Source organism: Clostridium aromativorans (assembly GCF_020908015.1).
GTDB classification, from domain to species: Bacteria; Bacillota; Clostridia; order Clostridiales; family Clostridiaceae; genus Clostridium_B; species Clostridium_B aromativorans.
This window is the reverse complement of the sequence record NZ_JAJJPB010000001.1, coordinates 505,038-530,395: the sequence shown is the minus strand read 5'-3', so window position 1 is coordinate 530,395 and position 25,358 is coordinate 505,038. Positions and strand designations below refer to the sequence as shown.

At 32.7% G+C, this 25,358-nt stretch carries 24 protein-coding genes and 1 other annotated feature; of the genes, 21 read left to right on the top strand and 3 right to left on the bottom strand.

Translation table 11 applies throughout. The features are described from left to right. Positions 1-139 precede the first annotated feature (139 nt). Both LN736_RS02525 and LN736_RS02520 read left to right on the top strand, forming a co-directional pair. Positions 140-1,051 carry a polysaccharide deacetylase family protein gene (locus LN736_RS02525; RefSeq protein ID WP_179978153.1) on the top strand — a complete coding sequence of 304 codons (912 nt, stop codon included), beginning with the start codon at positions 140-142 and terminating at the stop codon, positions 1,049-1,051. Between the two features lie 74 nt (positions 1,052-1,125). Continuing rightward, the gene (locus LN736_RS02520; protein WP_179978152.1) at positions 1,126-2,643 is read left to right on the top strand and encodes a glucosaminidase domain-containing protein; all 1,518 of its coding nucleotides are present in this window, start codon (positions 1,126-1,128) and stop codon (positions 2,641-2,643) included. A 101-nt stretch (positions 2,644-2,744) separates the two neighbouring features. On the opposite strand, the gene LN736_RS02515 is transcribed toward LN736_RS02520, so the two are convergent. Further along, positions 2,745-2,987: a metal-binding protein gene (locus tag LN736_RS02515; RefSeq protein ID WP_179978151.1), complete on the bottom strand. Its 243-nt coding sequence runs from the start codon at positions 2,985-2,987 to the stop codon at positions 2,745-2,747. A gap of 251 nt (positions 2,988-3,238) precedes the next feature. Between LN736_RS02515 and LN736_RS02510 the strand changes: the two genes are divergently transcribed. The 13 genes from LN736_RS02510 to LN736_RS02450 all read left to right on the top strand — a co-directional run bounded on the left by LN736_RS02510 (position 3,239) and on the right by LN736_RS02450 (position 15,253). Next, positions 3,239-3,814, top strand: coding sequence for a nucleoside recognition domain-containing protein (locus LN736_RS02510; protein WP_229980727.1), 576 nt, complete (start codon positions 3,239-3,241; stop codon positions 3,812-3,814). Between the two features lie 34 nt (positions 3,815-3,848). Then, on the top strand, positions 3,849-4,367 hold the full coding sequence (locus tag LN736_RS02505) for a spore maturation protein (protein WP_150357464.1): 519 nt from the start codon (positions 3,849-3,851) through the stop codon (positions 4,365-4,367). Between the two features lie 78 nt (positions 4,368-4,445). Next, the gene (locus tag LN736_RS02500) at positions 4,446-5,024 is read left to right on the top strand and encodes a uracil-DNA glycosylase (protein WP_150357466.1); all 579 of its coding nucleotides are present in this window, start codon (positions 4,446-4,448) and stop codon (positions 5,022-5,024) included. 396 nt (positions 5,025-5,420) lie between these two features. Then, positions 5,421-7,352 (top strand): methionine--tRNA ligase, encoded by a 1,932-nt coding sequence (metG, locus tag LN736_RS02495; RefSeq protein WP_229980725.1) that lies wholly within the window; start codon positions 5,421-5,423, stop codon positions 7,350-7,352. A 109-nt stretch (positions 7,353-7,461) separates the two neighbouring features. Next, entirely contained in the window at positions 7,462-8,232 is a 771-nt protein-coding gene (locus LN736_RS02490) for a TatD family hydrolase (protein WP_179978148.1), read from the top strand. Positions 8,233-8,556: 324 nt separating this feature from the next. After that, positions 8,557-9,597, top strand: coding sequence for a 3D domain-containing protein (locus LN736_RS02485; RefSeq protein WP_150357470.1), 1,041 nt, complete (start codon positions 8,557-8,559; stop codon positions 9,595-9,597). Positions 9,598-9,651: 54 nt separating this feature from the next. Continuing rightward, positions 9,652-10,215 (top strand): ribonuclease M5, encoded by a 564-nt coding sequence (rnmV, locus tag LN736_RS02480; RefSeq protein ID WP_179978147.1) that lies wholly within the window; start codon positions 9,652-9,654, stop codon positions 10,213-10,215. Continuing rightward, the gene (gene rsmA, locus LN736_RS02475; RefSeq protein WP_229980723.1) at positions 10,208-11,053 is read left to right on the top strand and encodes a 16S rRNA (adenine(1518)-N(6)/adenine(1519)-N(6))-dimethyltransferase RsmA; all 846 of its coding nucleotides are present in this window, start codon (positions 10,208-10,210) and stop codon (positions 11,051-11,053) included. The genes rnmV and rsmA overlap by 8 nt, the downstream gene beginning before the upstream one ends. Positions 11,054-11,155: 102 nt before the next feature. Beyond that, positions 11,156-12,463 carry a DUF7922 domain-containing protein gene (locus tag LN736_RS02470; protein ID WP_150357476.1) on the top strand — a complete coding sequence of 436 codons (1,308 nt, stop codon included), beginning with the start codon at positions 11,156-11,158 and terminating at the stop codon, positions 12,461-12,463. A 15-nt stretch (positions 12,464-12,478) separates the two neighbouring features. Continuing rightward, positions 12,479-13,063, top strand: a complete 585-nt coding sequence (locus tag LN736_RS02465) for a PsbP-related protein (RefSeq protein WP_150357478.1) — start codon at positions 12,479-12,481, stop codon at positions 13,061-13,063. 221 nt (positions 13,064-13,284) lie between these two features. Further along, on the top strand, positions 13,285-14,076 hold the full coding sequence (locus LN736_RS02460; protein ID WP_179978349.1) for a hypothetical protein: 792 nt from the start codon (positions 13,285-13,287) through the stop codon (positions 14,074-14,076). A gap of 17 nt (positions 14,077-14,093) precedes the next feature. Continuing rightward, positions 14,094-14,939 (top strand): Mrp/NBP35 family ATP-binding protein, encoded by an 846-nt coding sequence (locus tag LN736_RS02455; RefSeq protein WP_150357482.1) that lies wholly within the window; start codon positions 14,094-14,096, stop codon positions 14,937-14,939. Between the two features lie 125 nt (positions 14,940-15,064). After that, on the top strand, positions 15,065-15,253 hold the full coding sequence (locus LN736_RS02450; protein WP_150357484.1) for a ferredoxin: 189 nt from the start codon (positions 15,065-15,067) through the stop codon (positions 15,251-15,253). A 105-nt stretch (positions 15,254-15,358) separates the two neighbouring features. Here the strand turns inward: LN736_RS02450 and LN736_RS02445 are convergent, their stop codons facing one another. Further along, positions 15,359-15,550 carry a hypothetical protein gene (locus LN736_RS02445; protein ID WP_150357486.1) on the bottom strand — a complete coding sequence of 64 codons (192 nt, stop codon included), beginning with the start codon at positions 15,548-15,550 and terminating at the stop codon, positions 15,359-15,361. Positions 15,551-15,698: 148 nt separating this feature from the next. Here LN736_RS02445 and LN736_RS02440 point away from each other — a divergent pair, with 148 nt between their 5' ends. The 3 genes from LN736_RS02440 (at position 15,699) to LN736_RS02430 (ending at position 18,785) form a co-directional block, all read left to right on the top strand. Then, entirely contained in the window at positions 15,699-17,804 is a 2,106-nt protein-coding gene (locus tag LN736_RS02440) for an anaerobic ribonucleoside triphosphate reductase (RefSeq protein WP_229980721.1), read from the top strand. Between the two features lie 26 nt (positions 17,805-17,830). Beyond that, the gene (gene nrdG / locus LN736_RS02435) at positions 17,831-18,343 is read left to right on the top strand and encodes an anaerobic ribonucleoside-triphosphate reductase activating protein (protein ID WP_150357490.1); all 513 of its coding nucleotides are present in this window, start codon (positions 17,831-17,833) and stop codon (positions 18,341-18,343) included. 76 nt (positions 18,344-18,419) lie between these two features. Continuing rightward, positions 18,420-18,785 carry an ArsR/SmtB family transcription factor gene (locus LN736_RS02430; protein WP_150357491.1) on the top strand — a complete coding sequence of 122 codons (366 nt, stop codon included), beginning with the start codon at positions 18,420-18,422 and terminating at the stop codon, positions 18,783-18,785. A gap of 38 nt (positions 18,786-18,823) precedes the next feature. On the opposite strand, the gene LN736_RS02425 is transcribed toward LN736_RS02430, so the two are convergent. Then, the gene (locus LN736_RS02425; RefSeq protein WP_150357493.1) at positions 18,824-19,456 is read right to left on the bottom strand and encodes an MBL fold metallo-hydrolase; all 633 of its coding nucleotides are present in this window, start codon (positions 19,454-19,456) and stop codon (positions 18,824-18,826) included. Positions 19,457-19,634: 178 nt separating this feature from the next. Here LN736_RS02425 and LN736_RS02420 point away from each other — a divergent pair, with 178 nt between their 5' ends. The 3 genes from LN736_RS02420 (at position 19,635) to LN736_RS02410 (ending at position 25,298) form a co-directional block, all read left to right on the top strand. Further along, positions 19,635-20,612 (top strand): N-acetylmuramoyl-L-alanine amidase, encoded by a 978-nt coding sequence (locus LN736_RS02420; protein WP_229980719.1) that lies wholly within the window; start codon positions 19,635-19,637, stop codon positions 20,610-20,612. A gap of 66 nt (positions 20,613-20,678) precedes the next feature. Next, positions 20,679-20,903 (top strand) — a binding site (T-box leader). Positions 20,904-21,014: 111 nt separating this feature from the next. Further along, the gene (gene ileS, locus LN736_RS02415; RefSeq protein WP_229980717.1) at positions 21,015-24,119 is read left to right on the top strand and encodes an isoleucine--tRNA ligase; all 3,105 of its coding nucleotides are present in this window, start codon (positions 21,015-21,017) and stop codon (positions 24,117-24,119) included. A 180-nt stretch (positions 24,120-24,299) separates the two neighbouring features. Continuing rightward, on the top strand, positions 24,300-25,298 hold the full coding sequence (locus LN736_RS02410; protein ID WP_229980715.1) for a LacI family DNA-binding transcriptional regulator: 999 nt from the start codon (positions 24,300-24,302) through the stop codon (positions 25,296-25,298). The last annotated feature ends 60 nt before the right edge of the window (positions 25,299-25,358 follow it).

The following is a 25,358-nucleotide window of genomic DNA, read 5'->3' as shown; positions in this document are numbered from 1 at the left end:
TTTCTTGTAAGCAAGTTACTGCGAACCTAAGAATGAGCTTATCCAGACGCTCAGCAGTGCCTATCTTCCTTTAGAAAGTTGGGAGTATTGGCAATGGTAGCCTTCGGATAAAATAATATGTGTCGGGAAAGTGAAAAGGATGATACATAAAAAAATTTTAATTACAATAATTTTAATATTTTTTGCTGCAGCTGCAGCCTATAGTATATATAAAATTCAAAATTGTAATAGGAACTATGGGGAAAAAAGCGGCAATAAAGTAAATTCGAAGATAGATCATCAGACTGAAAAAAAAAATATAAATGACAATGCTAATCAATTGAATATAGCTGAGGATAGGATATTTACGGGAGGAGATTTAAAATACAACACCCAGTCTATTCCAGTATTATATTATCATTCAATAGATTATGAAAAAGGAAATGAATTGAGAATTCCAAAGGAAAAATTTAGAGAGGAGATGAAGTTTTTAAGGGACAATGGATATACTACTCTTACTATGAATGAGTTCTATAATTTTTTAGCCTACAATAAGCCTATACCAAAAAAATCGGTGGTTATAACTTTAGATGATGGATATGAGGATAATTATGAAAATGCTTTTCCAATATTAAAAGAATTCGGATTTAAAGCTACTATATTTATAATTACAGGTGCAATAGATAATGGAAAAAATATCTTAACTTCAAGCCAGTTGAGAGAGATGGAACACTATGGTATAGATATTGAAAGTCATACAGTAAATCATGATAAGTTGGATAAACTGACTTATAATGAACAGTTAAGTACATTAAAAAATTCCAAAAATTTTTTGGAAAAATTATTGGGTAAAAGAGTGAATTATATTGCGTATCCCTATGGGGAATGGAATGGAGATACTGTAAAAGCTGTAAAGGCTGCAGGATATAAATTAGCTTTTACCACAGCATCGGGATGGGCTAATAAAAATGAAGGATTATATACATTAAGTAGAGTTTATATAAGTGCAAACCATAAAATGGAGGAGTTTAAAAGACGATTGACAAATGAAAAATATAATATTTCAAATTGAATTAACACATTTTGAAAAAATAGTTAAAAATTTTTGTGATTAAGTGATAATATATCATTGTGGAGGCGGAAAAATTGAGTAAAGGGAAAAAAATAAAAGTATTTATTTTGGGAGTGGCTTTTACAATTTTAATCTTCCAATTTAAGACGTTGGCACAATCTTCAGTTGGAACTCCTAGAGTGAATATAGACACCAATAAAGAGTGGACTGTTAAATTTAGTAGAGCCCTGAATCCAAGTACTGTAAATAGTTCCAATATATCTGTTACGCATGTTATAGATGGGAAAAATGTTACAGTACCGGTGATGGTAACTTTGGGAAGTGATCCCACGACTGCAATAGTGAGCCCTAGAACAGGCGGATATGAGCCGGGGGAAAAGTACAATCTTACCATAAGTGGTTCAATAGAATCAGCATCGGGAAAAAAGCTGAATAATTCTGTGACTTTACAGTTTGTTACAGATAATGCCTATTCTGATGGGACAAATTATCCGGATCTTCCAAGCATAAGTTCTAATCAGTTTGAGTATACACCACTTTTATCATCTCAAAAGCAGGGATTTTTTCTAAACGGTAATAATGGGACAAGTGTTCAGTATAGAGTATTTGTAAATGCACAAAATGAAGCGGGAGAATCCTATACAGAACTTACCAGTGGTTATACCAGTGAGGAAAATGGGAAAATAACATCTTTGAAGACATTGAGTTCGGGGTCTAATGGAGAGAAATATAAGGCAATTATCTATGTGAAAAGAACGGGAGCTCCAGGAGCACATCGAGATGCCAATACAGATTATGATAACTACTATATAGATTATTTCAGGTGTGTAGACAGTATTGATGTAAATTCTGGCGATTATGTAGATTATAATTTATCTCTGGATGACATAGTTAATACTCAGGTAAATTTAGACAGTAATAGTACTCCTGTATTTGTAGCTGACACTGCAATGGATAATGCAGCTTCGAAAAACCAAATAAAGTATTATGTAAATCCCGATAATTTTTTAGACAGCTATGGTAAATATCAGTTTTTGAAACTTACATATGAAGATGGAATCACAGTGGACAGTTTGAATAATTTTTTAAAGGGAAAAGGGATTTTCGAAGGAATGGGACAATCTTTTTTGGATGCAGCCGAAAATAATAATATAAGCGTGGCTTATTTGGTATCACATGCCATGCTTGAAACTGGAAACGGTGAATCACAACTTGCAAATGGTGGAGCTCGTGACAGCAAAAATAAGTATGTTTATGGTAAGGCTGTATACAATTTTTTCGGCATAGGGGCTACAGGCGAAGATGCTGTGCTCAATGGAACTAAAACAGCTTATGAAAATGGATGGGACACCCCGGAAAAGGCTCTCAGTGGAGGTGCCAAATGGATAGCAGCTCAGTACATAAATAATCCTTCATACAATCAGGACACGCTTTATAAAATGAGGTGGGATCCTGCTAATCCAGGACAACATCAATATGCCACGGATATAGCCTGGGCTTATAAGCAGATATCTAATATAAAGTCATTGCAGGATATATTGTCGGGATCCAATGTCAATTTAAAGTTTGAAATACCTAGATTAAAAAAATAACATTGAGATGTATAAAATAAGAAGACAGTCTTGAAATAAAAATATTTTTTATTTCAAGACTGTCTTTTCATTTTTAGGAAATAATCTGTATTATATTTCAATTAATTTAATATGTTTTTTATATTTTTCGTATTCTTATCCTTTACGAAAGGAGCGCAAAATTGAAACGTCTTTTCATGACCGCATTCGGAACAAATACAGTCACATATGTCATAGGGGATACCATTAATCACAGCTACATCTGAATCCTTAGCTATGTAGTCTCCGCCGCATATTTCACAAGGAGTATCATTTATAACAGAATATTCACTTTCAATATATTTCATCATATCTTTAATGGTCATTAGTAGCCTCCAATAAAAAAATTATCATAATATAAATTTAACACTCTTAAAGGGTATTTTCAATAGAATGAAGGGGCTTTTTAAAAAGAGTATTATAGAAATTAGACTAGCATGAGCATTAGAAACATAAGCTTGTTCTAATAAATAGGCTTATATATGCAGAATATATCATATATTAAATATATAAAAAGTAATTAGGATGTAATATTTGTCCAAACGCTGCCAGGTTTAATTTAAAGAGGTGAAATATTGTGATTAACATTATATGGTTTTTTATTTTATCTTTTGGAATATGCTTCGGAGTATTGGGGGGAAGGGGAGAAGAAATATCTAAAGCTATTATTTTATCTTCAGATTCAACGGTAAAACTTGTCATAAGTCTAGCAGGTATAATGTGCTTATGGTGCGGTGTTATGAAAATAGCAGAAAGAAGTGGGCTCATGGGGAGAATAGCTAAAATAATGAAACCAATTTTAAAAATATTGTTTAAAAAAGCTGCTAGAGATGAAAAGAGCATTGGAGCAATAGTTATGAATCTGACTGCCAATATGATGGGATTATCTAATGCAGCTACGCCATTTGGAATAAAAGCTATGGAAGAACTTAAGCGGTTAAATGAAAGAAAAGATGAAGCAAGTGATGATATGTCATTGTTTCTGGTATTAAATGCAGCCTGTATACAATTTGTACCTACTACGGTTATTTCCATAAGGGCGGCTGTTGGATCAAAAAATCCAGCGGAAACTATAGTGCCGGGCATAATAGCAACTTCTGTAGCAGCAATAGTTGGAATAATATGCTGCAAAGTAATGGAAAAATATTTTTGATTAAAATTTAGGGGAACAAAAGGGGGAGAATGATTTGGAATACATTGTAAAGGCTATAATACCTATAATAATATTTGTTATAATTACATATGGAGTATCCAAAGGGGTTAAAGTCTATGAATGTTTTATAGAAGGGGCAAAGGAAGGTATTGGAATATGTATCAAGATATTTCCATACTTACTGGCTATGATAATAGCAGTAGGAGTGTTCAGGGAATCTGGGGCTTTAAATTATTTCATATCTCTTATAAAGCCTGTTGTAAAAGTCATAGGACTTCCTCCAGAAGTGGTTCCCCTTGTACTTATAAAGCCATTATCGGGAAGTGGTGCTTTAGGAGTATTTGCTGAGACATTAAAGGAATTTGGGCCAGACAGTTATATAGGCAGGATATCTTCTATAATCATGGGGTCTACAGAAACTATATTTTATACTATTACAGTTTATTTTGGAGCAGTGGGGATAAAAAAGATAAGGCATACGTTATGGGCTGCTGTAATGGCTGATATAGCTTCTGTTATAGCTGCAGTTACGATAACTAGAATTATGTTTTAATGTAGTATTCCTATAAAATCATATTAGTTGTATAATATATAATATAATTGATAGGTATAGTTTGAGGTGAGAATTAAATTGCTAAAGTGGAAGGAATTATATGAAGAATGTGTAAATTGCCATAAGTGCGGTTTAGGTGACAATAGAACCAATATGGTTTTTGGGGACGGCAATCCTAGGGGAAGAATCATGTTTATAGGAGAGGCACCTGGTGCAGATGAGGATAGAACCGGGTTGCCTTTTGTAGGAAGGGCCGGGCAGCTTTTGACCAGAGCCCTTGAATCCATAGGCCTGTATAGAAAAAATGATTATTACATATGTAATATTTGCAAGTGCAGGCCGGAAAACAACAGGACACCTTATGGACATGAAGAAGAGGCCTGTATTCCATATTTGAGGAATCAAGTGGCACTGGTAAAACCTAAAATAATTGTCTGTCTTGGAGCAACTGCTATGAACTGTATACTGGGAAGAGATTGGAGAATTACAAGAGACAGGGGAAAATGGGTGGAAAGAAAAGGATTTTATATGACTGCTACCTTCCATCCTTCTGCAGTGCTTAGAGATGAGAATAAAAAGGATGCGTTTTGGGAAGACTTGAAAAACATAAAGAAAAAATATGAAGAAACTTTTGATAACAAAAATATTGACAGCTAAAAATATATGACATATTATATTGTTAAATGCGGTGAAGGAAAGAGTAGTAAGTTAATTTATGCGAAGAGAATCGACAATTTGGTGAAAGTCGAAGATAAAACAACTTATGAATATGGCTCCAAAGCAGGCTGTTTGAAATAATAGTAGAGTGACACGGCAGCAGCCGTTATAGTGCAGGGTAATAGATAATCTTGATGTTCTGGATTTTAGTTACCTGTTGAGGTTTTTATTGTAAAATAAAAATAAAATAGAGTGGTAAAGCGTATTTGCGCCTCTATATGAAGATATTTTCTTCATATAGAGGCTTTTTTAAGCCTGTTGCTGCTAAAAATACATTTATTTTACTATAGAATATTTTGTATTCACATAAAATTAAGAGAAAAAGGAGAGAAAAATATGACTAAAAAAACTTATTATATTACTACACCTATTTATTATCCATCTGCAAATCTTCATATAGGAAATACCTATACTACTGTAGCGGCAGATGCTCTTGCTAGATTCAAAAGACTTACTGGGTATGATGTCATGCTTTTAACTGGCACTGATGAGCACGGGCAGAAGATTCAAAGATTGGCAGAGGCCAAAGGAGTGAGCCCTAAAGAGTATGTAGATGAAATAGTGGCTGGTATCAAAGAACTGTGGAAAATGATGAATATAAGTTATGATAAGTTTATAAGGACTACAGAAGATTATCATGTAAAGGCAGTTCAAAAAATATTTAAGAAATTGTATGATCAGGGAGACATATATAAGGGAAAGTATGAAGGTTGGTACTGTACACCCTGTGAATCCTTCTGGACTGAAACTCAATTGGTAGATGGGAAATGCCCCGATTGTGGAAGACCTGTAGAAAAGACAAGTGAGGAAGCTTATTTTTTTAGAATGTCAAAATATGCTCCAAAGCTTATAGATTATATTAAAGCACATCCGGATTTTATACAGCCCGAATCCAGAAAAAACGAAATGATAAATAATTTTTTGAAACCTGGACTTCAGGATCTATGTGTCTCAAGAACATCTTTTAATTGGGGTGTACCTGTAACTTTTGATAAAAAACATGTAATATATGTTTGGATAGATGCACTGGCAAATTATATAACTGCATTGGGTTATGGCAGTGAAAATCAGGAATTATATAAAAAATACTGGCCGGCAGATGTGCATTTAGTGGGAAAAGATATACTGAGATTTCACACTATCTACTGGCCTATAATGCTCATGGCGTTAGGAGAACCTATTCCTAAAAAGGTATTTGGACATGGATGGCTTTTGGTAAATGGGGGAAAAATGTCTAAGTCTAAGGGGAATGTTGTGGATCCTGTAGTTTTAGTGAATAATTTTGGTACAGATGCTGTAAGATATTATCTTTTGAGAGAAATCCCATTTGGCGCCGACGGATTATTCAATAATGAGATATTTATAAATAAGATCAATTCAGATTTGGCTAATGATTTGGGAAATCTTTTATCCAGAACTTGTACTATGATAGAAAAATATTTTGATGGAATAATACCAGTGCCGTCAGAAAAGGAAGCTGTGGACAGTAAGCTTATAGATATAGCTCTTGATACACCTAAGAAAATGGAGAAAAATATGAATGATCTCAGGATACCTGATGCACTGGACAGCATATGGGAACTTGTAAGTGCGGCAAATAAATATATAGATGAGACTACACCTTGGATATTAGCTAAGGATGCAGATAAAAAGAACAGGCTGGGAACTGTACTTTATAATCTCTCTGAATCTTTGAGAATAATAGCAATCTGCATTTCACCATACCTTCCTGAAACCAGTGAAAAGATGTATAAACAGCTTAATGCAGACGTCGTTTCCTGGGACAGTATAGCGTCTTTTGATGGCACCAAAGCTGGAACTAGAATTCATAAAGGGGAGATTTTGTTCCCAAGGATAGATCTGGATAAAAAAATAGAGGAATTAAACGCATTAAAGCAGCAGAATTCTACAAATATACCTAAAGCAAAAGCCTGTAAGAAAGAAGTAAGTATAGATGATTTTGAAAAACTTGATTTGAGAGTGGCTAAAGTATTGAAATGTGAAGCTATAGAAGGATCAAATAAATTACTTAAATTTCAATTGGATTTAGGAAAAGAGAAACGACAGGTGGTTTCGGGAATAGCTAAATACTATAAACCGGAAGAACTTATTGGGAAAAATGTAGTTGTCGTAGCAAATCTGAAGCCTATAAAGTTAAAAGGCGAGATTTCACAGGGAATGATTTTGTCTGCAGCATCGGAAGATAATAAAAAGTTGTTTACCGTATCTGTTCCTGGAGAGCTTCCAGCAGGAAGTACAATAAGCTAAAACAAAATTTGATATTATAATCAGACAAAATACTATCAAAATTTATGGAAATTTGATAGTATTTTGTTGTAATTAAAATAAAGAGATTTGAATGTGAGGAGGGTAAAAATTGAATATAAGCATTTTTGATGCACATTCACATTATGATGATGAAGAATTTGATGAAGACAGAGATCAAGTCATAAAAGAGCTTAAAGATCACGATATAGTGGGAGTACTAAACTGTGGTTCTTCCATAGAGGGTTCTAGGTTCTCTGTAAAATTGACGAAAAAGTATGATATATTTTACGCAGCTGTTGGAATACACCCAGAGTATGCATACAAATTTAATGATGATACAATAAAAGAATTACGAGAACTGGCCAAAAATAAAAAAGTAAGGGCTATAGGAGAAATAGGTCTTGATTATTATTATAGAGAAAATCCATCGAGGGATGTACAAAAAGCTGTATTCATAAGACAGATGGAGCTGGCAAGAGAATTGAATTTGCCCGTAATTATACATGATAGGGAAGCTCATGAGGATACCCTGAATATAATAAAGCAGTTTAAGGATGTTATCGGTGAGATCCATTGCTTTTCAGGAAGCGTTGAATTTGCAAGAGAGTGTTTGAAATCAGGGTATTATATAGGTTTTACGGGAGTAGTGACTTTTAAAAATGCAAAAAAAGTGATAAATGTAGCAAGGGAAGTACCAGTTGATAGGATTTTAGTTGAAACTGACTGCCCTTATATGACACCAGTTCCCTTTAGAGGTAAAAGAAATAGATCTGAGTATATCCAATTTATTATGAGTAAAATTGCAGAAATAAAAGAATTAGAAATAGAGGAAATAAGTAAAATAACAATTTCCAATACAAAGCACTTGCTTAATTTGTAATAATAGTGTAAAATAGGAAAGAGGTTTTAGCATTTTTTATTTAAATTGTATATTTTAGTAATTAAATTTGTAGTTATAACATAGTCTATATAAAAAACCACCAAAAGATAATAAAAACTGTGATTCAAATAAAAAACTATATGGGAGATTCTGGAATAGGGATCATTTTTATATTGCAATCATAAATAAGTATTTTATTTATAAGTTTTATGCATAGGATGCATTGATATTTTGAAAAACAGTTTTATACAGGGTGATATTTGACATGAATTTAGATTCCATTTATAATGGGATATGTCGCTTTTGCCCAGAGGAGGTATTTTTATGGTGGAGAAGTTTAAAGCTTGCTTGAAGAAATATTTTCCCCGTGGTCCTAGAATAGAATTTGTTATATCTATAAGTTTAGTAATTTTGGTTTTAGTAATGTTTAGTATAAAAAAAACGGTGACAATTTCAGTAGATGGTAAGAATATAAAGGCTGTTACATTCAGCCATAACTATGGAAAGGTTTTGACCAGTAATGGAATTAAAATAGGACCGAGGGATAAGGTAATACCTAGTCTAGACAGTGAAGTGAAAGATAAAAGTAAACTGATAATTAAAAGGGCAGTAAAAGTTGAAGTAGCAGTTGATGGTAAAAAATTAAGTATAGAGTCAGCAGAAGATAATGTTGAGAATTTGTTAGAAAATGAAAATATTAAAACCTCAAACATGGATAAAATATATCCGTCTAGAGAGCATGCTATTGTAAAAGGAATGAAAATAGTAGTGACTAGGGTCCAAATTAAGGAGCTGAGGGAAAGTAGACCGATAGAGTATGAAACAGTTTTGAAAAGTGATGCACAAGTTAAATACGGAGCTAAAAGGCTTTTACGAGAAGGACAAAAGGGTGAAAAAGAGATTACAACAAGGGTAATATATGAGGATGGTAAGGAGGTTTCCCGAAAGATAATAAGAGAAATTGTGAAAAAGGAGCCTGTGCAAAAAGTAGTGGCTATAGGCACATTAGCTAACAGTACTCTTTCAAGAGGGGGAAGTACTAATTATGCCAGACACATTAAAATGAGAGCAACTGCATATACTGCAGATTATCAAAGTACAGGTAAGAGACCTGGAGATCCGGCGTTTGGCATAACAGCTTCAGGAACTGTTGCAAAAAGAAGTATTGGCAATTATAGTTCTATAGCAGTTGATCCTAGAGTAATACCACTTGGTACAAGACTTTATGTAGAGGGCTATGGCTATGCCATAGCAGAAGATACAGGCGGAGCAATTAAAGGTAATAGAGTAGATCTATTTTTTAACTCAGGATCAGAAGCTATCAATTGGGGCGTGAAATGGGTTAATGTTTACGTAATTGGGTAGGAGCAGGCGCTCCTATTTTTTCTTTAAATAATTGATTTACCATAGGAGGAAAATATGATTAAAGAGATAATAGTAGTTGAAGGAAGGAATGATGTAAGGGCAGTTAAAAGGGCTGTAGATGCGGAGATTATAGCAGTAGGTGGATTTGGAATAAATAAAGAGGTTATAAATAGAATAAAGGAAGCTCAAAAAAGACAGGGAATTATAGTTTTAACTGATCCAGATTTTGCAGGAGAAAAGATAAGGAGGATAATATCAAAGAGGGTTAAAGGAATAAAACATGCATATATATCTCAGAAGGATGGGGTAAAAAACGGAGATATTGGAGTGGAAAATGCACTTCCAGAAACAATAATAGATTCTCTAAAGAATGCAAAGTGTGAGCTCAAAGAAAAACATTGTGAATTTGATATAAATGATATGATATTTTTTGGACTTACAGGAGAACAGGATTCTAAGGAGAAAAGAGATATCTTAGGTAAAGAGCTTGGCATAGGGTACGGCAATACTTGTCAGTTTTTATTCAGGTTAAATAATTATGGAATAACAAAAGAAGAGTTTAAATTAGCTGTTAATAAAGTAAATAGAAGGATGAATAAGGTGAAGCAATATGAATAAGCTGTCTACAGAAAGTATAGTAAAAAAATACGGATTTAGATTTTCCAAAGCTTTAGGACAGAACTTTTTAATAGATACTTCAGTATTACAGGATATAGTAAATAGTGCAGAAATAGATAAAGGCGATGTAATTATAGAAATAGGTCCTGGAGTGGGAACTTTGACGAGAGAACTTTTAAAGTCTGCAAAAATGGTATATGCTATTGAATTGGATATGAATTTAATTCCTATTTTAAAAGAGGAATTAAAGGAATTCACCAATTTTCAATTAATACATAAAGATGTACTAAAGATGGATTTTTCTCAAATAATAAATGTTGAAGATAATATAAAGATTGTGGCAAATTTACCTTATTACGTAACTACACCTATTATTGCAAAAATGCTAAATGAAAACTACAATTTTAAGACTTTTATTATAATGATACAAAAGGAAGTAGGAGAAAGAATTGCAGCAAAACCTAGTTGTAAGGAATATGGAGCTTTGTCTATACTTGTTCAATATTATTGTGATGTTGAATTAATAAGAAAAGTGAGTCCTTCTTCTTTTATACCTAAACCTAAAGTGGATTCTATAATCATAAAATTAATTAAATTACACAAGCCCAGAGTTAATGTGAAAGATGAAAAGCTATTTTTTAAAGTTGTAAGATGTGCTTTTAATATGAGAAGGAAAACATTGTGGAATGCGGTAAAGCCGTTGAATATATCTAAAGAGTGTATGAAAGAGGCCTTTAATACAGCGGGAATTGATCCTAAAAGAAGGGGAGAGACATTGTCGCTGCAGGAATTTGGCAGGTTATCTGATTGTATACATGAAATATCCGAGAAATTATAATTAACAAAGCATGATTTTTGTATGGAAGTTAAAACTATTTGTTCACTTTTTGAAAGTTTCTTCATATATTATAATGAATATAATATATGGAGGTATAGGAAATTGGCACAAAAAAAGAGTTATAGTAGATACTTTATAATATTACAAGAAGATGAAAAAGGATACTCTTTAGCTTCTGATAAAATTGCTTCAGGATATGCAAAATTGGAGATGAAAAATAATAAGTGCAAAATATCCTATTATGTACAAAATCTCAAGAAAGAAAAAACACCCTATTACATGATGCTTATATGCAATAAAAAAGATATAAAAAATATAATTAAAATAGGTGAAATGAACATAGATGATTATGGAAGAGCGGATATATGTTATGAATATCCTATGGATGATGTGGCTGGCAGCGGCATATCTATGGATAAAGTATCAGGAGCTGCTATAGTCAGAATACTAGATAATAACATAATATCTGTAATGAGCGGATTTGCAAGCACAGAAATACCTCAATGGAAGAACTTTACAATGTTAGAAGATAGGAGTAAGAGCTCAAAAGAAGAAAGCGAAAAAGTTGAAGAATTGGAGACTATTGATACAGAAAAAATTGAAAAAAAGAGTGTATTTGATAAGTATGAAGAGAGTATAGAAAAAGCTAAGACAGATAGAGAAAATAAAATCAAAGAGGATGCAAAAGAAGAACATGCAGATAAAAAGGAAGAGAAGGCATCAGTAAAGGTCGAAAATCAAGTAGAAGAAAAACCATCCACGAAATCGGAAATAAAGAATGAGGAAAATAAATCAGAAGATGATAAAGAGAAAGTTGTTGAGGATACTTTTGAATCAAGAATTAAAAAAGATCTAGAAATGAAAAATGAGTCTGTAGAAGAAGATAATTCTATATACGTAGATGATTCTGTGACTGAGTCCTATAAAAAAGCAGAGATAAATAGGCATAAATGCAAAAAAATAAAAGGAATAAGTCAACCTGGTAATTATCCTCAGGGACCAGAAGGGGACTTTTTTAATAACCTTATGAATGGATTTAAGGAAATTAAAAATATAAGTAAAGAATTAAAAAGATGCAAGTGGTATAAAGTACCTGTGAGTTCTATGGAAGATATGTATAATATGAACGATTATAATAAATATGCCCTAATATATTATCCTATGATAAGTTATTATCCCTATGTAAAAAAGCACTGCCATTATTTATCAGGATATAAATGTGATAAAAAAGGTAGAGTGAAATATCTGGTGTATGGAATTTTAGGTACTAAGGATAAAAGAGATCAGCCTTATGGAGGTAAATCCGGGTTTGTTACATGGGTGTCTTTAAAGGATAAAAATAAAGTGGGATATTGGCTAATGTTTTATGACTTTAAAACAAATACAGTAGTAATACCTGTAAGAAAATAGTACTGGGTATTATTTATGAAAGTGCTATTCATAAATAAAAGAAAACTTGGAGTTACAATAATTATAATAGGGCTTATGACAATTCTCTTTGGGCTTGAGAAAAATTTTGATGTGAAATTAAAATTTACAGCTTTAATGCAAAATGACATAAAATCATTAACTCAGTACAGCGGGTTGAAAAATAGATTAAAATATAAATTACCTTCTAATTGGGATTGTAGAGTTCAGGATATATTTGGAGATGAGATAGTATACCACAGTAATTTTAAAAGTGCTGATGGCAAGATAAATGGTTTTGTCCAGGTTTGGAATTTAAAGGGAAATTTAAAAATATTCCTGCAAAATAGTAGAAGCATATCTGAAAAACAGAATTTATATAAAAGTTATAATATGAGTAGGATTAATATAAATGGCAGAAATGGTTATTTAGTTGAGTATATTATTACAAAAGAAATTGGAGATAGTTACAGGGGTATAGAATATTTTATAGAAGAGGGAAAACAATTTTGCAGATTTTCTTTTTTTGTAAAAGATATGGATTTTAAAGAAAACATGCCCACTATATTTGAAACCATTGTGAAAACTCTAGAGTATAAATGAAAAAATATATATTATCCCTTTCAGGTTTAATTGCGTGAAAGGGGATTTTTTTGTTACAAATATGCTATAATATTCATAGATTTTCAGCATGAAATAGCATAATTAATTAGGTCAATAAACGAAATTTGACCATAAAAATTGATAACATTTAATAGCAGGTGAGTAAATTGCAGCAGAAAATTAAAAAGGGATTGAGTGTATTTTTAGTATTGATTACTTTGATGACATCTATTTTATTGAGTGGCTGCGATAAAATAGATGAGCTAGAAGTTAAGGCTGGCTTAAAAAATTCGGATTTTGAGTACATAAGAGAGGGAAAAGTTGATAAAATAGTTATTCAGAATATAAGGGATCAGGGATTTAAATTTGTGGTTACTGATCAGAATGCAATTAAAGATCTATATGATATATTGTCTTCGGGTAAAAAGGTATCAAGGAAATCTTCATTGCAGCCAGATTATATATTTGAGATATATGAAGGGAATAATAAAATTCATAAATTTAATTATATAGCGGGTCTTGATAAAAAAGATTTTGGAAATCTTTATAGTAACAATCAAATATATATTGTATCAAAAAGGATAGATAATGATATGATCAACAATTTTTGGAATATAAGAATGCCTCCAAATAATTTTAAACAGGTTTATTATGGATCAATAATGAACACTTTAAATGAATATTTTAGAGACAAAGATAAAAATAAAAAGATAGGAATAAATTTTAGAGATGACATAGATGGATCCAGGTTTATACTATCTACAGAGGTAGAAGAATTTAAGTCGGATCTCAATGATAAATTTAAAAATGCCGGTATTGGTAATAACAATAAGGATAAATACGATATATGGGTTACAATAAAGACTGAAGGATATAAATCTACACTGTACAAGGCGACTATTACATTTTGGGATAAGAAAAATAAGAGTGAAAAAATTTATTATATATATGACACCTACAGCGGTGCCGGATGGGACATAAAAGTGTATAAAAATGAACCTGAGAATTTTTAAATTGTAGGAGGAAAAAAATGAGTAATTGTGATAACTGTTCAAGTAGAGCAGCATGCGGTAAAAATCAAGATGAGTGTAATTTTATATTGCCAAAATATGGCGGTATAAAGCATATAATAGGTATTATGAGTGGAAAGGGTGGAGTTGGAAAGTCTACAGTCACAGGAATACTAGCTGTAAAATTAAAGGCTGCAGGCTACAAAGTAGGAGTACTTGATGGTGATATAACAGGACCATCTATGCCCAGGTTTTTTGGAATAAATGATAAAAGAGCAGATATAATTCAAATTGATGAAGAACAGCAGGTAAAATTTCTACCCGTAGAAACCTCTTTTGGAATAAAGGTAATTTCTTTAAATCTTTTAACAGAGAAGGAGGAACAGCCCGTTATCTGGAGAGGACCTATGATAGCAGGAGTTTTAAAACAAATGTATTCTGATACAGAATGGGGAGAATTAGATTATCTTCTCATAGATATGCCGCCTGGGACAGGAGATGTAGCACTTACTATAATGCAGGAATTCCCACTAGAAGGAGTAGTTATAGTGTCTACTCCTCAGGATATGGTATCCATGATAGTAAAAAAAGTAGTCATAATGGCAGAGGAAATGGATGTAAATGTTATAGGAGTAGTGGAGAATATGTCTTATGTTAAGTGCAGTAACTGTGGAGAAAAAATAAAACTATTTAGTAAAAAATCCGCAGAAGAACAGGCTCAATATCTTGGCTTGAAACTATTAGAGGAAATGCCTGTAAATTCTGAGTTAGTAGAGAGCATGGAAAATGGGAAAGTGGAAAGCTACATAGGCAATTCTCATGATTACAATGATTTGTTGGATAATCTTATAGCTCTATCAAAATAATTCAAACGTGGATATAATAAATTAGTTTTATGGCAATAATACAGATGAAAATTATTTTATTATTACATTATGTATTAAATTTATAAAAAGAGAGGTGAAAGTCCTGTTGTCCAACAGGAGATATTATGAAAGCGGTAGTTGATAAAGATGTCTGTATAAGTTGTGGACTATGTCCAAGTACATGTCCTGAAGTATTTGAAATGGATGAAGATGGTAAAGCAGTTGCAATTACAGGCGAAGTACCGGAAGAGTCTCAAGGCTCGGCAAAAGAAGCTGAGGAAAATTGCCCTGTTTCTGCCATTACTGTAGAATAAAAAAGTATATTGAATTGATTTTGAATCAAATAGGGAAGTGCGTTCTGAAAAAGCTTAATGGGTTTAGTCAGAACGCATTTTTGTATAATATTTTTTTAGGAAAAATTAAAATATATTCATGAGTGAAGTATTTCCAAACTTATCATTTAACTTAGATGTAAAATTTGGATTTATATTTACAGTATCTCCTATTTTTATGCTGGCAGGTAAATGAGAGATACCTATATCGGCAGTTGATCCATCTTGAAAACTTATAAGTGCTTCTGTAACATTTAAATCTATTATTTTACCAATCATATAGATTCCTCCTATAAAATTGAGTTTTTATTAGTTTTATCATTATTTTGATTCTTATTCCTAAAATTTAAAAATTGATTTTTTATATGTGGTATAGTATAATAAACCAGGTAGATATACAAGATATAGTGGTCAGGAGGAACAATATATGCTACATGTTGTGAAAAGAGATGGAAGGAAAGTTGACTTTGACTCTGTCAAAATCACCAATGCAATAAAAGGTGCTTCTGAAGAGATAGGGTATGAGTTGAAAGAGAGCGAATTTATTGATTTAACTCAGAAAGTTATACAGTGTTTGGAAAAGTTAAATTTGAAAGAAATAAATGTAGAGGATATACAAAATATAGTTGAAGAAGTGCTTTTAAAAAGGGGATATTTGAAGATAGGATTATCCTACTCAAATTATAGAAAAGAGAGAAATAATATAAGAGAGATAAAATCCGATCTTATGAAAGCCATTGACAAAATAGGAATTCAGACAGATAGGGATAATGCTAACGTAGGAAATAATTTTAGTGCCAAGCTTTTGAGAATAGCAAGTGAGTCCAATAAGTGGCACAATTTAGCTACTATGCCAAAGTATCTGGCTAAATTACATGAAAATGGAGATATATATTATCATGATTTGGATTCTTATAATCTGACTGTAAATTGTCTTCATATACCGACTAAAAAAATGCTTTTAGAAGGCTTTAATACAGGATATGGGAATATAAGATCGCCTAAGAGAATAGAATCTGCTGCAGAACTTTCCTGCATACTCTTGCAGTCATCACAAAATGATATGTTTGGGGGACAGTCTCATCCGGATTTTGACAATGACATGGCTGTTTTTGTTGAACCCACTAGAAAAGAGATAATTGAAGATCTAAGGGCAGTGGGAGTGGAAGAGAATAAGATAGCTAAAATTTTGAATAAGAAATTAAGGCGAAGTATAGAACAGGCCATGCAGGGAATAATTTATAATTTAAATACAATGCATTCAAGAGCTGGTTCACAGGTGCCTTTTAGTTCTATAAATATAGGTATACCAAGATCAGAAGATGCGGCCTTAGTCTGTGAAATATTTTTACTTGAATATGAGAAGGGACTTGGGAAAGGCGAGCAGCCCATATTTCCGAATATAATATTCAGAGTCAAAAAGGGTGTAAATAAAAATGAGGAAGATCCATACTACTATTTATTTAGCATAGCTTGTAGAGTGGCCTCAAAAAGAATGAATCCAACTTTCATGAATTTAGATGCGGATTTTAACAAGACTTATTATGACAAGGGAATTATACCTGCTACTATGGGATGCCGGACTTACGTTTGCTCTAATGTAAATGGAGAACCAGGCCCGGAGGGAAGAGGAAATATAGCTCCAGTTACTATTAATTTGCCCCGCATTGGCATTATTTCTAAAGGTAATATAAATAAATTTTTTGAACTGTTGAATAAAAGACTTGAGCTTTCCATGCAGTCTCTCATGCATAGGTACAGCATATTAAAAAGATTGAAGGTCAGAGATTTACCTTTTGTAGCCGGACAAAAACTTATGAGGGGTGCTGAGAATTTAGAAAGCGATGATTCCATAGAGCCGATATTGAAACAGGGCACCTGGGCAATAGGTTTCATTGGTCTTGCAGAAACGTTGGTGGCATTGACCGGGAAGCACCATGGTCAGGATGAAAATTCAAGAGAACTCGGGATAAGAATAATTTCTCATATCAGAAATTATACTGATAGGCTTACAGAAGAAACTCATTTAAATTGGAGTTGTTATGCCACCCCTGCAGAAGGTCTAAGCGGGAAATTTATAATTCACGATAAGAAAATATTTGGTGAAATACCGGGAGTTACAGATAAGAATTACTATACTAATTCTTATCACATTCCTGTGGGATTTCCAATATCTATAAAGGATAAAATTGATATTGAAGCTCCTTACCATAAATTGTGTAATGGCGGACATATAAGTTATGTGGAAATAGACGATTATCCATCAGAAAAAGTGGTAAAAAATATAATTAATTATGCCTACGATAACACGAATATGAGCTACATAGGGATAAATTTTCATATAAGATATTGTAAAGAATGTGGTACTTATTTGCAAGGCGAAGAAGTATGTCCTAAATGCGGCAGTAGTAATATACAGGGAATATCCAGAGTAACGGGATATTTATCACTGGACGAGAGATTTGGAGAAGGAAAGGCCGCAGAAAGAGCAGATAGAGTATCTCATAGGAATAATGAACTTATATATTCTTAAATCATCATCTATGGGGGTGAATTTTAATGGTAAGAAAAAAAATTAGATTGGCAGGTATTGTATATGAAAGTTTGGTCAATGGCCCCGGGATGAGAAGGGTGTTTTTTGCTCAAGGATGCAGACATAATTGCAGAGGATGTTTTAATCCTTCCACACATGATTTTAATGGGGGAGAGCTTAGAGATACAGATGAATTGATTGAACAGATAAAGGGTAATCCGCTGATAACTGGAATTACATTTTCAGGAGGCGATCCCTTTGAACAGGCAGAAGAATTTTCCTATATGGCAGATAAAATTAAAGCATTGGGTTTGAATATATGGTGTTATACAGGATATACTTTTGAGTATATCCTGTATAACACTCAAAATGAATATTGGCAAAGTCTGATAAATGACATAGACGTATTGGTTGATGGAAAATTTGAAGAAAATAAGAAGGACTGCAGATTAAAATTCAAAGGTTCAAGCAATCAGAGAATTATTGATGTAAAAAAAAGTCTAAAAACTCACAAGGTTGTAGAGATATTTTATAATTAAAAGTAGTACTATTGTGATTTTAGTTGAAAGGATCCAATTAAATATATTATAATACTTCTAGTAGGGAGTTGATAATGTGAAAGATAATTTGGGAATTGAAGTGTGCTCCTGTACTGAACTTCATGAAGACTGTATAAAGTGCGTTAAAGAGAGTATGCTGGATGAAAAAGTCTTTAGGGATCTCTCCGGTCTCTTTAAAGTGTTAGGTGATTTCACAAGAATTAAAATAATATATGCACTGTTTAAGAAAGAACTGTGTGTATGTGATATAGCAGAGATACTTCAAATGAGCCAATCCGCTATATCACATCAACTTAGAATTTTAAAGACAGCTCGACTAGTTAAATTTAGGAGAGATGGTAAATCTGTATATTATTCATTGGATGATGAACATATAAATAGGCTGTTTAATGCAGGATTAGAGCACGTAGAGCACAATTAATATTTTGATGGATATCAATGTTGGTGCTTGTTTGGCAATTATTTAAAATCAAGTATTTTAACTGAATTGTATTCTTGTAAATTATTTTCTATAATTAAAGTGTTGTTCTTAACTCTTTCTGCATTTCTTGCGTATTTAAGGAATTTTTCTAGACCATCTAATTCGAAAGTTAAAGGGGAAGTCTTATAATGCATTGGAATTACTATGTGGCTGTTAATGGATTTAGCAAGTGCTGCAGCTTCTTTACCATCTATAGTAAAATTGCCGCCTACCGGAATAAATAATACATCTATGCTTCCTAATTCTTCTACTTTATCCCTAGACAATACGTATCCAATATCTCCTAAATGGCATATTCGATAGCCGTCCATTTCTATTATAAATATTATGTTTTTTCCACGTTTTGCTCCATTGACCTTATCGTGATAAGAAGGTATACCAATAATTGGTATGCCGCATAGGTTAAAAGAACCCGGCTTGTTTATAATATGGCTGTATTCTATATTTTTCGTATAATTATGATCAAAATGACTGTGACTTATTGTGATTAAATCCACCTTACCACGAAATACCTTATACCCTACAGTTTCATCAAAAGGATCTGTTAGAAGCTTGTGACCCATTGAATCTTCCAATAAAAAACTAGAATGACCTAACCATTTTATTTTCATAAAAACATCTCCTCAATGAAAAAATTTTTTATATTTATAATATTATATCATTATTATGATCATTCTATTAAAATATGATTATTTTAGATTAGTATAAAAATATAACTATATTTATGTATAAAATTAATACTTTTTATATTATAATAAAATAATGTAAGGTTTATATGGAGGTGATTGATTGAAAAATATAAAAACTTATATGGTACTGCTAGTAAGCTTTGTATTAATGTTTGCAGCACTTGCAGGAATTAATATTGTACAAGCAGCTGACTATGATGGAGCGATCATAGGGAAAAATGTTGAGCCCAATAAATCATGGAATGTAAAGTTTAGCATGAAGGTGGATACAAGTACGGTAAATAATTCTAACGTGGTTGTAACGGACAGCGAAGGGAATATAGTTCCAGTTTCTTTACAGGTTGGAAGTGATGGAAGTAGTGTGATAGTTAGTCCTGAAACTCCATATACATATGGTAAAACTTATAATTTGATTATAAAGAGCGGTTTAAAATCAATAAATGGTAGGAGCTTAAAAAAAGATGATATTAAAATGCAGTTTATAATAAAAGCCAAGCCAGCTTCCAATGGAAAGTATACTGTTACTATTGATCCAGGACATGGTATGGGACAAGATGTAGGTGCTACGGGAATAAATGGTCTTCAGGAGGATGATATCACTTTAGCAGTAGGATTAAAAACTGGAAAGATACTTGAAAGCAAGGGAATAAATGTGGTGTATACCAGAACTACGGATATGCGTTCTACTCCAATGAGTGTTATAGAGAGCCTTCAAAAGCGCTGTGACATATCAAATAATGCAAATTCCAAGTATTTTGTATGTATCCATGCCAACTATTTTGATGAACCTGGTGCCAATGGTACTGAAACTTATTATTACCCAGGAAGCTCTGAAGGTCAAAGACTGGCCTCAAATATACAAAACAGCATAATAAGAGAAGTTGGAATGTATGACAGGAAGATAAAGGAGGACGAAAGAGGGCTTTACGTACTCAAAAACACCACTGCCCCGGCAGTTCTTGTAGAATTGGGATTTGTAACTAACCCAGGTGATGCGGCAAAACTAAATAGTGATGCATACAGGCAAAAATTTGCACAAGCTATAGCTGATGGTATATTACAAACTCTCGGTTATTGATAGAAAAATAAATTGACAATAAAAAGCTCATATAATATAATAAAAGGAAATTATATCATGATTGTTTTAAAAACGTTGAAGAAGGAGAGTATCCAAGTTTATATTACTTACAGAGAGTGAGGGTGTTGAGAACTCATAGAATAATTTGGAGAAAATCACCTTGGAGTTTGGAAGTTGAAAGATGTTTTATTATTTTGAGTAAGCTTTCACGTAATTCTGCGTTAAAGAAAAGAATATAATAGTAAAAAGTATTACCATAGGTGGTATAACGAATAAAACTTCGTCCTATTTGGATGAAGTTTTTTATTGTAAATAATTAAAGTTATATATTGCATTTCGTACTGTGTATAAAATAAACATAGTAGTAAAAACTTAACAATAAGAATAGAAAGGGGTCAAATCATGTATAAAAAAATTGACAATGATAAAAGTTTTGTAGAGAGGGAGAAGGATGTTCTGAAATTATGGGAAGACAAAAAAATAGAGGAGAAGAGCTTTAAAGAGAATGAAGACGGAGAATATTTTACTTTTTATGATGGACCTCCAACTGCCAATGGAATGCCTCATATAGGCCATGTTTTGACTAGAGTTGTAAAAGATCTTATACCAAGATATAAAGCCATGAAAGGGTATAGAGTCTTAAGAAAAGCAGGATGGGATACACATGGACTTCCAGTAGAACTTGAAGTTGAAAAAAGCCTTGGAATATCAGGAAAACCACAGATAGAAGATTATGGAGTGGAAAATTTCATAAAAAAATGCAAAGACAGTGTATTTACATATGTGAGCCAGTGGAGAAAAATGTCTGACAGAATAGGTTTCTGGGTTGATATGGATAATCCCTATGTAACTTATCACAATGATTATATAGAATCAGAGTGGTGGGCATTAAAGAAAATTTGGGAAAAGGGTCTTTTGTATAAAGGTCATAAAGTTGTACCTTATTGTCCGAGGTGTGGTACTGCACTTTCCTCTCATGAGGTTTCGCAGGGATATAAGGATGTAAAAGAGACATCAATATATGTTAAATTTAAACTCAAGGGTGAAAATAAATATATGCTTGCCTGGACCACAACTCCATGGACACTTCCCAACAACATGGCACTGGCGGTAAATGAAAATTATGATTATGTGGAAGTGCTAAATAGAGGAGAACATTTAATATTGGCAGAGGCCCTTTTAGAGAAATTAGAAGACGAATATAAGGTTTTAAGAAGATTTAAGGGGAAAGAACTGGTAGGATTAGATTATGAACCAATGTTTAATTTTGCATCTTTTCAAGGAAGAGCACATTATGTACTTCATGCAGATTATGTGACATTGACAGATGGAACGGGAATAGTTCATACAGCTCCTGCTTTTGGTGAGGATGACAGTAACAGCTGTAAAAAGTATGGTATACCTATGACCAATTCTGTAGATACACAGGGGAAATTTAAGGAAGAAGTTATACCATGGAAAGGACTCTTTGTGAAAGATGCAGAACCTAAAATAATAGAATATTTAAAGGAAAATGGAATACTCTATAAAACGGAAAAATTCACCCATTCCTATCCATTTTGCTGGAGATGTGATACTCCTCTCCTGTATTATCCAAGAGATACCTGGTTTATTAAAATGTCATCAGTTAGAGATAAGCTGGTTAGGAATACCAATAATACAAATTGGTATCCTGATAATATAAGAACAGGTAGGTTTGGAAAATTCGTAGAAGGAGTGATAGACTGGGGGCTCAGCAGAGAAAGATATTGGGGTACTCCACTTCCAATATGGGAATGCGAATGTGGTCACAAAGAGTGCATAGGAAGCATTGAAGAATTAAAAGAAAAGGGGATAAATGTACCTGAAAGTATAGAACTTCACAAACCGTATATTGATAGAGTTAAATTGAAATGTCCAAAATGTGGTGGAGAGATGAATAGATCCTCAGATGTAATTGACTGCTGGTTTGATTCAGGATCCATGCCCTTTGCGCAGCATCATTATCCATTTGAAAACAAAGAACTTTTTAAAGAAAATTTTCCCGCTCAATTTATATCTGAAGCTGTAGACCAGACCAGGGGATGGTTTTATACTCTTATGGCTATATCCACGGTTCTGTTTGACAGAAGTCCTTTTGAAAATTGTCTGGTACTAGGGCATGTACTGGATAAGCATGGATTAAAAATGTCAAAACATAAGGGAAATGTATTGAGCCCAGAGGTGGCACTGGAAAATGAGGGGGCGGATGCAACTAGATGGTATTTTTATACTGAAAGTGCACCTTGGCTTCCATCACGATTTTACGAGGAAGCAGTTCAGGATAGTCAGAGAAAGTTTTTGGGTACTCTGTGGAATGTATATTCATTTTATGTGCTCTATGCGGATTTAGATAATTTCAATCCACTGGACTATAAAGGGTTTACAAGCAAAAATATAATGGATAAATGGATAGTTTCAAGATTAAATTCACTTATAATGGAAACTGAAGATCATCTGGATCATTATAGAATTACTCAGGCAGCCCAAAATATTGGAGATTTTGTGGATCAGCTTTCTAACTGGTATGTGAGGAGAAATAGAACAAGATTCTGGAGTGACCATTTAACAGAAGATAAAATAGGTGCTTATGTAACTCTGTATAAAGTATTGAATACGCTGATTTTGGTGGCTGCACCCTTCGTACCATTTATGACAGAGGAGATTTATCAAAATCTTGTGGTAAACCTTGATAAAGATGCTCCGGAAAGTATACACTTATGTAAGTGGCCCAAATATGATGCCAGTGCTGTTAATGAGGATTTGGAAAAGGATATGGCAGAAGCTTATAAGATAGTTAAGCTGGGAAGAAGTGCTAGAAACACCGCCAATATCAAAAATAGGCAGCCTCTTTTAGAAATGCTTGTAAGTATAAAAACTTTACCTCAATATTACGGAGATATAATAAAAGAGGAGTTGAACATTAAAAATATTGAATTCAATGCGGATCTATCAAAATATGTCAACTTTAACATAAAGCCCAATTTGCCTGTATTGGGCAAAGAATATGGAAGATTGATACCTCAAATAACGAAAGAGATATCTTCTATGGATCAGGTAGAGCTTGCACAAAAGGTAAATAACAACGAAGCTGTAAAAATAAACGTAGGAGGTTCTGAAATAGAATTGAATTCAGATAATCTTCTTATTACTATGGAAGGTCTTGAAGGTTTTGCATTTGCAAGCGAAGGAAGCATAGGAATTGTTCTGGAGACTAAAGTTACAGAACAACTTAAAGAAGAGGGAAATTTAAGAGAAATTTTAAGCAAAATACAAAATATGAGAAAAGAAAGCGGTTTTGAAGTTGCAGATAAGATAAACTTGTATATTTCCGGAAATGATAAACTTGAAACTGTAGTAAAGAAATTTGAAAACCGAATTAAAAAAGAGACTCTTTCATTAAATATTATTTATAATGCCGATAGAAAATACAATAAATGTAATATTAACGGGAAGGAGCTTGATATAGCTGTTGAATTAGTGAAATAAATTATATTGTTCAGATTCCCAGATTTCAGAAAAATTATTTGTTTTATCCGAAATCTGGGGTATCAAAATTAATTTTATGGCTTAAAATAATGATAATTGATAAAAATATGTAAATTATCTTGTAATAATGTAATTTTATAAGTATAATTATAAAAAACGCAAATTGGTAGGTGGTATAAAGTGGCGGCATCAATTAAAGACGTGGCGAGAGAAGCTGGAGTTTCGATAGCTACAGTATCTAGAGTACTTAATGATGTAGACGTTGTAAATGAAGAGACTAAGAAAAGGGTATTGGCAGCTATTAAAAAATTGGGATACAGACCCAACATAGTGGCAAGAAGTCTTAAGACACAGAGGACTAGAACTATAGGGATAATAATTCCAGATATATCCAATCAATTCTACCCTGAAATTGTAAGGGGAGCCGAGGATGTGGCAAATATATATGATTATAATATAATGCTGTGTAATACTGATTTAAATATAGAAAAAGAAATGGAGTATTTAAAAGTTCTAAAAGAAAAAATGGTAGATGGAGTTTTATATATGAGTAATTCTCTTGAACCAAATATTCTGGAACTCATAAAACAACTTGAATTTCCTATGGTTTTAGTTGAAAGTACAAATAAAAAAGAAAATATCCCCAGTGTAACCATTGACAATGAAAAGGCAGCCTATGATGGAGTTGCATATTTGATAAAAAAAGGCAACAAAAAGATAGCATACATAGGTGCTGGAGAAGATACGGTCAATGCCAGTGCCGTGAGGTATAAGGGATATAAAAGGGCTCTTGAGGAAAATAATTTAAAACTTGACAGAGATAAAATTTATTTTACCAGTTCCAAAGCGAAAAATGGATATAAGGGGATAAATGAAATATTGAATAAAACCAAAATAGATTCAATATTTTGTACTAGTGATGAAATAGCCATAGGGGTTATAAATGCACTTAGAGATAATGGAATTAGCGTACCTGATGATATAGATGTTATGGGCTTTAACAATATATATTTGGCATCCATATTTTATCCTAAATTAACTACTGTATCACAACCTATTTATGATATGGGATCTGTGGGTATGAGAATGCTTATAAAGATGATAAACAAAGAAGAATTAAAAGAGAGAAATTATGTATTGCCACATGAATTGATTGAAAGAGATTCCTGTAAAAAATAGTTATGTCTAAAAGTACTATTTTTCCATAGATCGTTAGTAATATATATGCATCCCGGCAAG

What these genes read in the sequence shown, in the direction of transcription:
- LN736_RS02450 (WP_150357484.1), top strand. Translation starts at nt 15,065, where the DNA reads ATGAAAGCGGTAGTTGATAAAGATGTCTGTATAAGTTGTGGACTATGT.
- LN736_RS02460 (WP_179978349.1), top strand. Translation starts at nt 13,285, where the DNA reads ATGACATCTATTTTATTGAGTGGCTGCGATAAAATAGATGAGCTAGAA.
- LN736_RS02425 (WP_150357493.1), bottom strand. Translation starts at nt 19,456, where the DNA reads ATGAAAATAAAATGGTTAGGTCATTCTAGTTTTTTATTGGAAGATTCA.
- metG (WP_229980725.1), top strand. Translation starts at nt 5,421, where the DNA reads ATGACTAAAAAAACTTATTATATTACTACACCTATTTATTATCCATCT.
- rnmV (WP_179978147.1), top strand. Translation starts at nt 9,652, where the DNA reads ATGATTAAAGAGATAATAGTAGTTGAAGGAAGGAATGATGTAAGGGCA.
- LN736_RS02440 (WP_229980721.1), top strand. Translation starts at nt 15,699, where the DNA reads ATGCTACATGTTGTGAAAAGAGATGGAAGGAAAGTTGACTTTGACTCT.
- LN736_RS02525 (WP_179978153.1), top strand. Translation starts at nt 140, where the DNA reads ATGATACATAAAAAAATTTTAATTACAATAATTTTAATATTTTTTGCT.
- LN736_RS02515 (WP_179978151.1), bottom strand. Translation starts at nt 2,987, where the DNA reads ATGACCATTAAAGATATGATGAAATATATTGAAAGTGAATATTCTGTT.
- LN736_RS02465 (WP_150357478.1), top strand. Translation starts at nt 12,479, where the DNA reads ATGAAAGTGCTATTCATAAATAAAAGAAAACTTGGAGTTACAATAATT.
- LN736_RS02445 (WP_150357486.1), bottom strand. Translation starts at nt 15,550, where the DNA reads ATGATTGGTAAAATAATAGATTTAAATGTTACAGAAGCACTTATAAGT.
- LN736_RS02455 (WP_150357482.1), top strand. Translation starts at nt 14,094, where the DNA reads ATGAGTAATTGTGATAACTGTTCAAGTAGAGCAGCATGCGGTAAAAAT.
- ileS (WP_229980717.1), top strand. Translation starts at nt 21,015, where the DNA reads ATGTATAAAAAAATTGACAATGATAAAAGTTTTGTAGAGAGGGAGAAG.
- nrdG (WP_150357490.1), top strand. Translation starts at nt 17,831, where the DNA reads ATGGTAAGAAAAAAAATTAGATTGGCAGGTATTGTATATGAAAGTTTG.
- rsmA (WP_229980723.1), top strand. Translation starts at nt 10,208, where the DNA reads ATGAATAAGCTGTCTACAGAAAGTATAGTAAAAAAATACGGATTTAGA.
- LN736_RS02485 (WP_150357470.1), top strand. Translation starts at nt 8,557, where the DNA reads ATGGTGGAGAAGTTTAAAGCTTGCTTGAAGAAATATTTTCCCCGTGGT.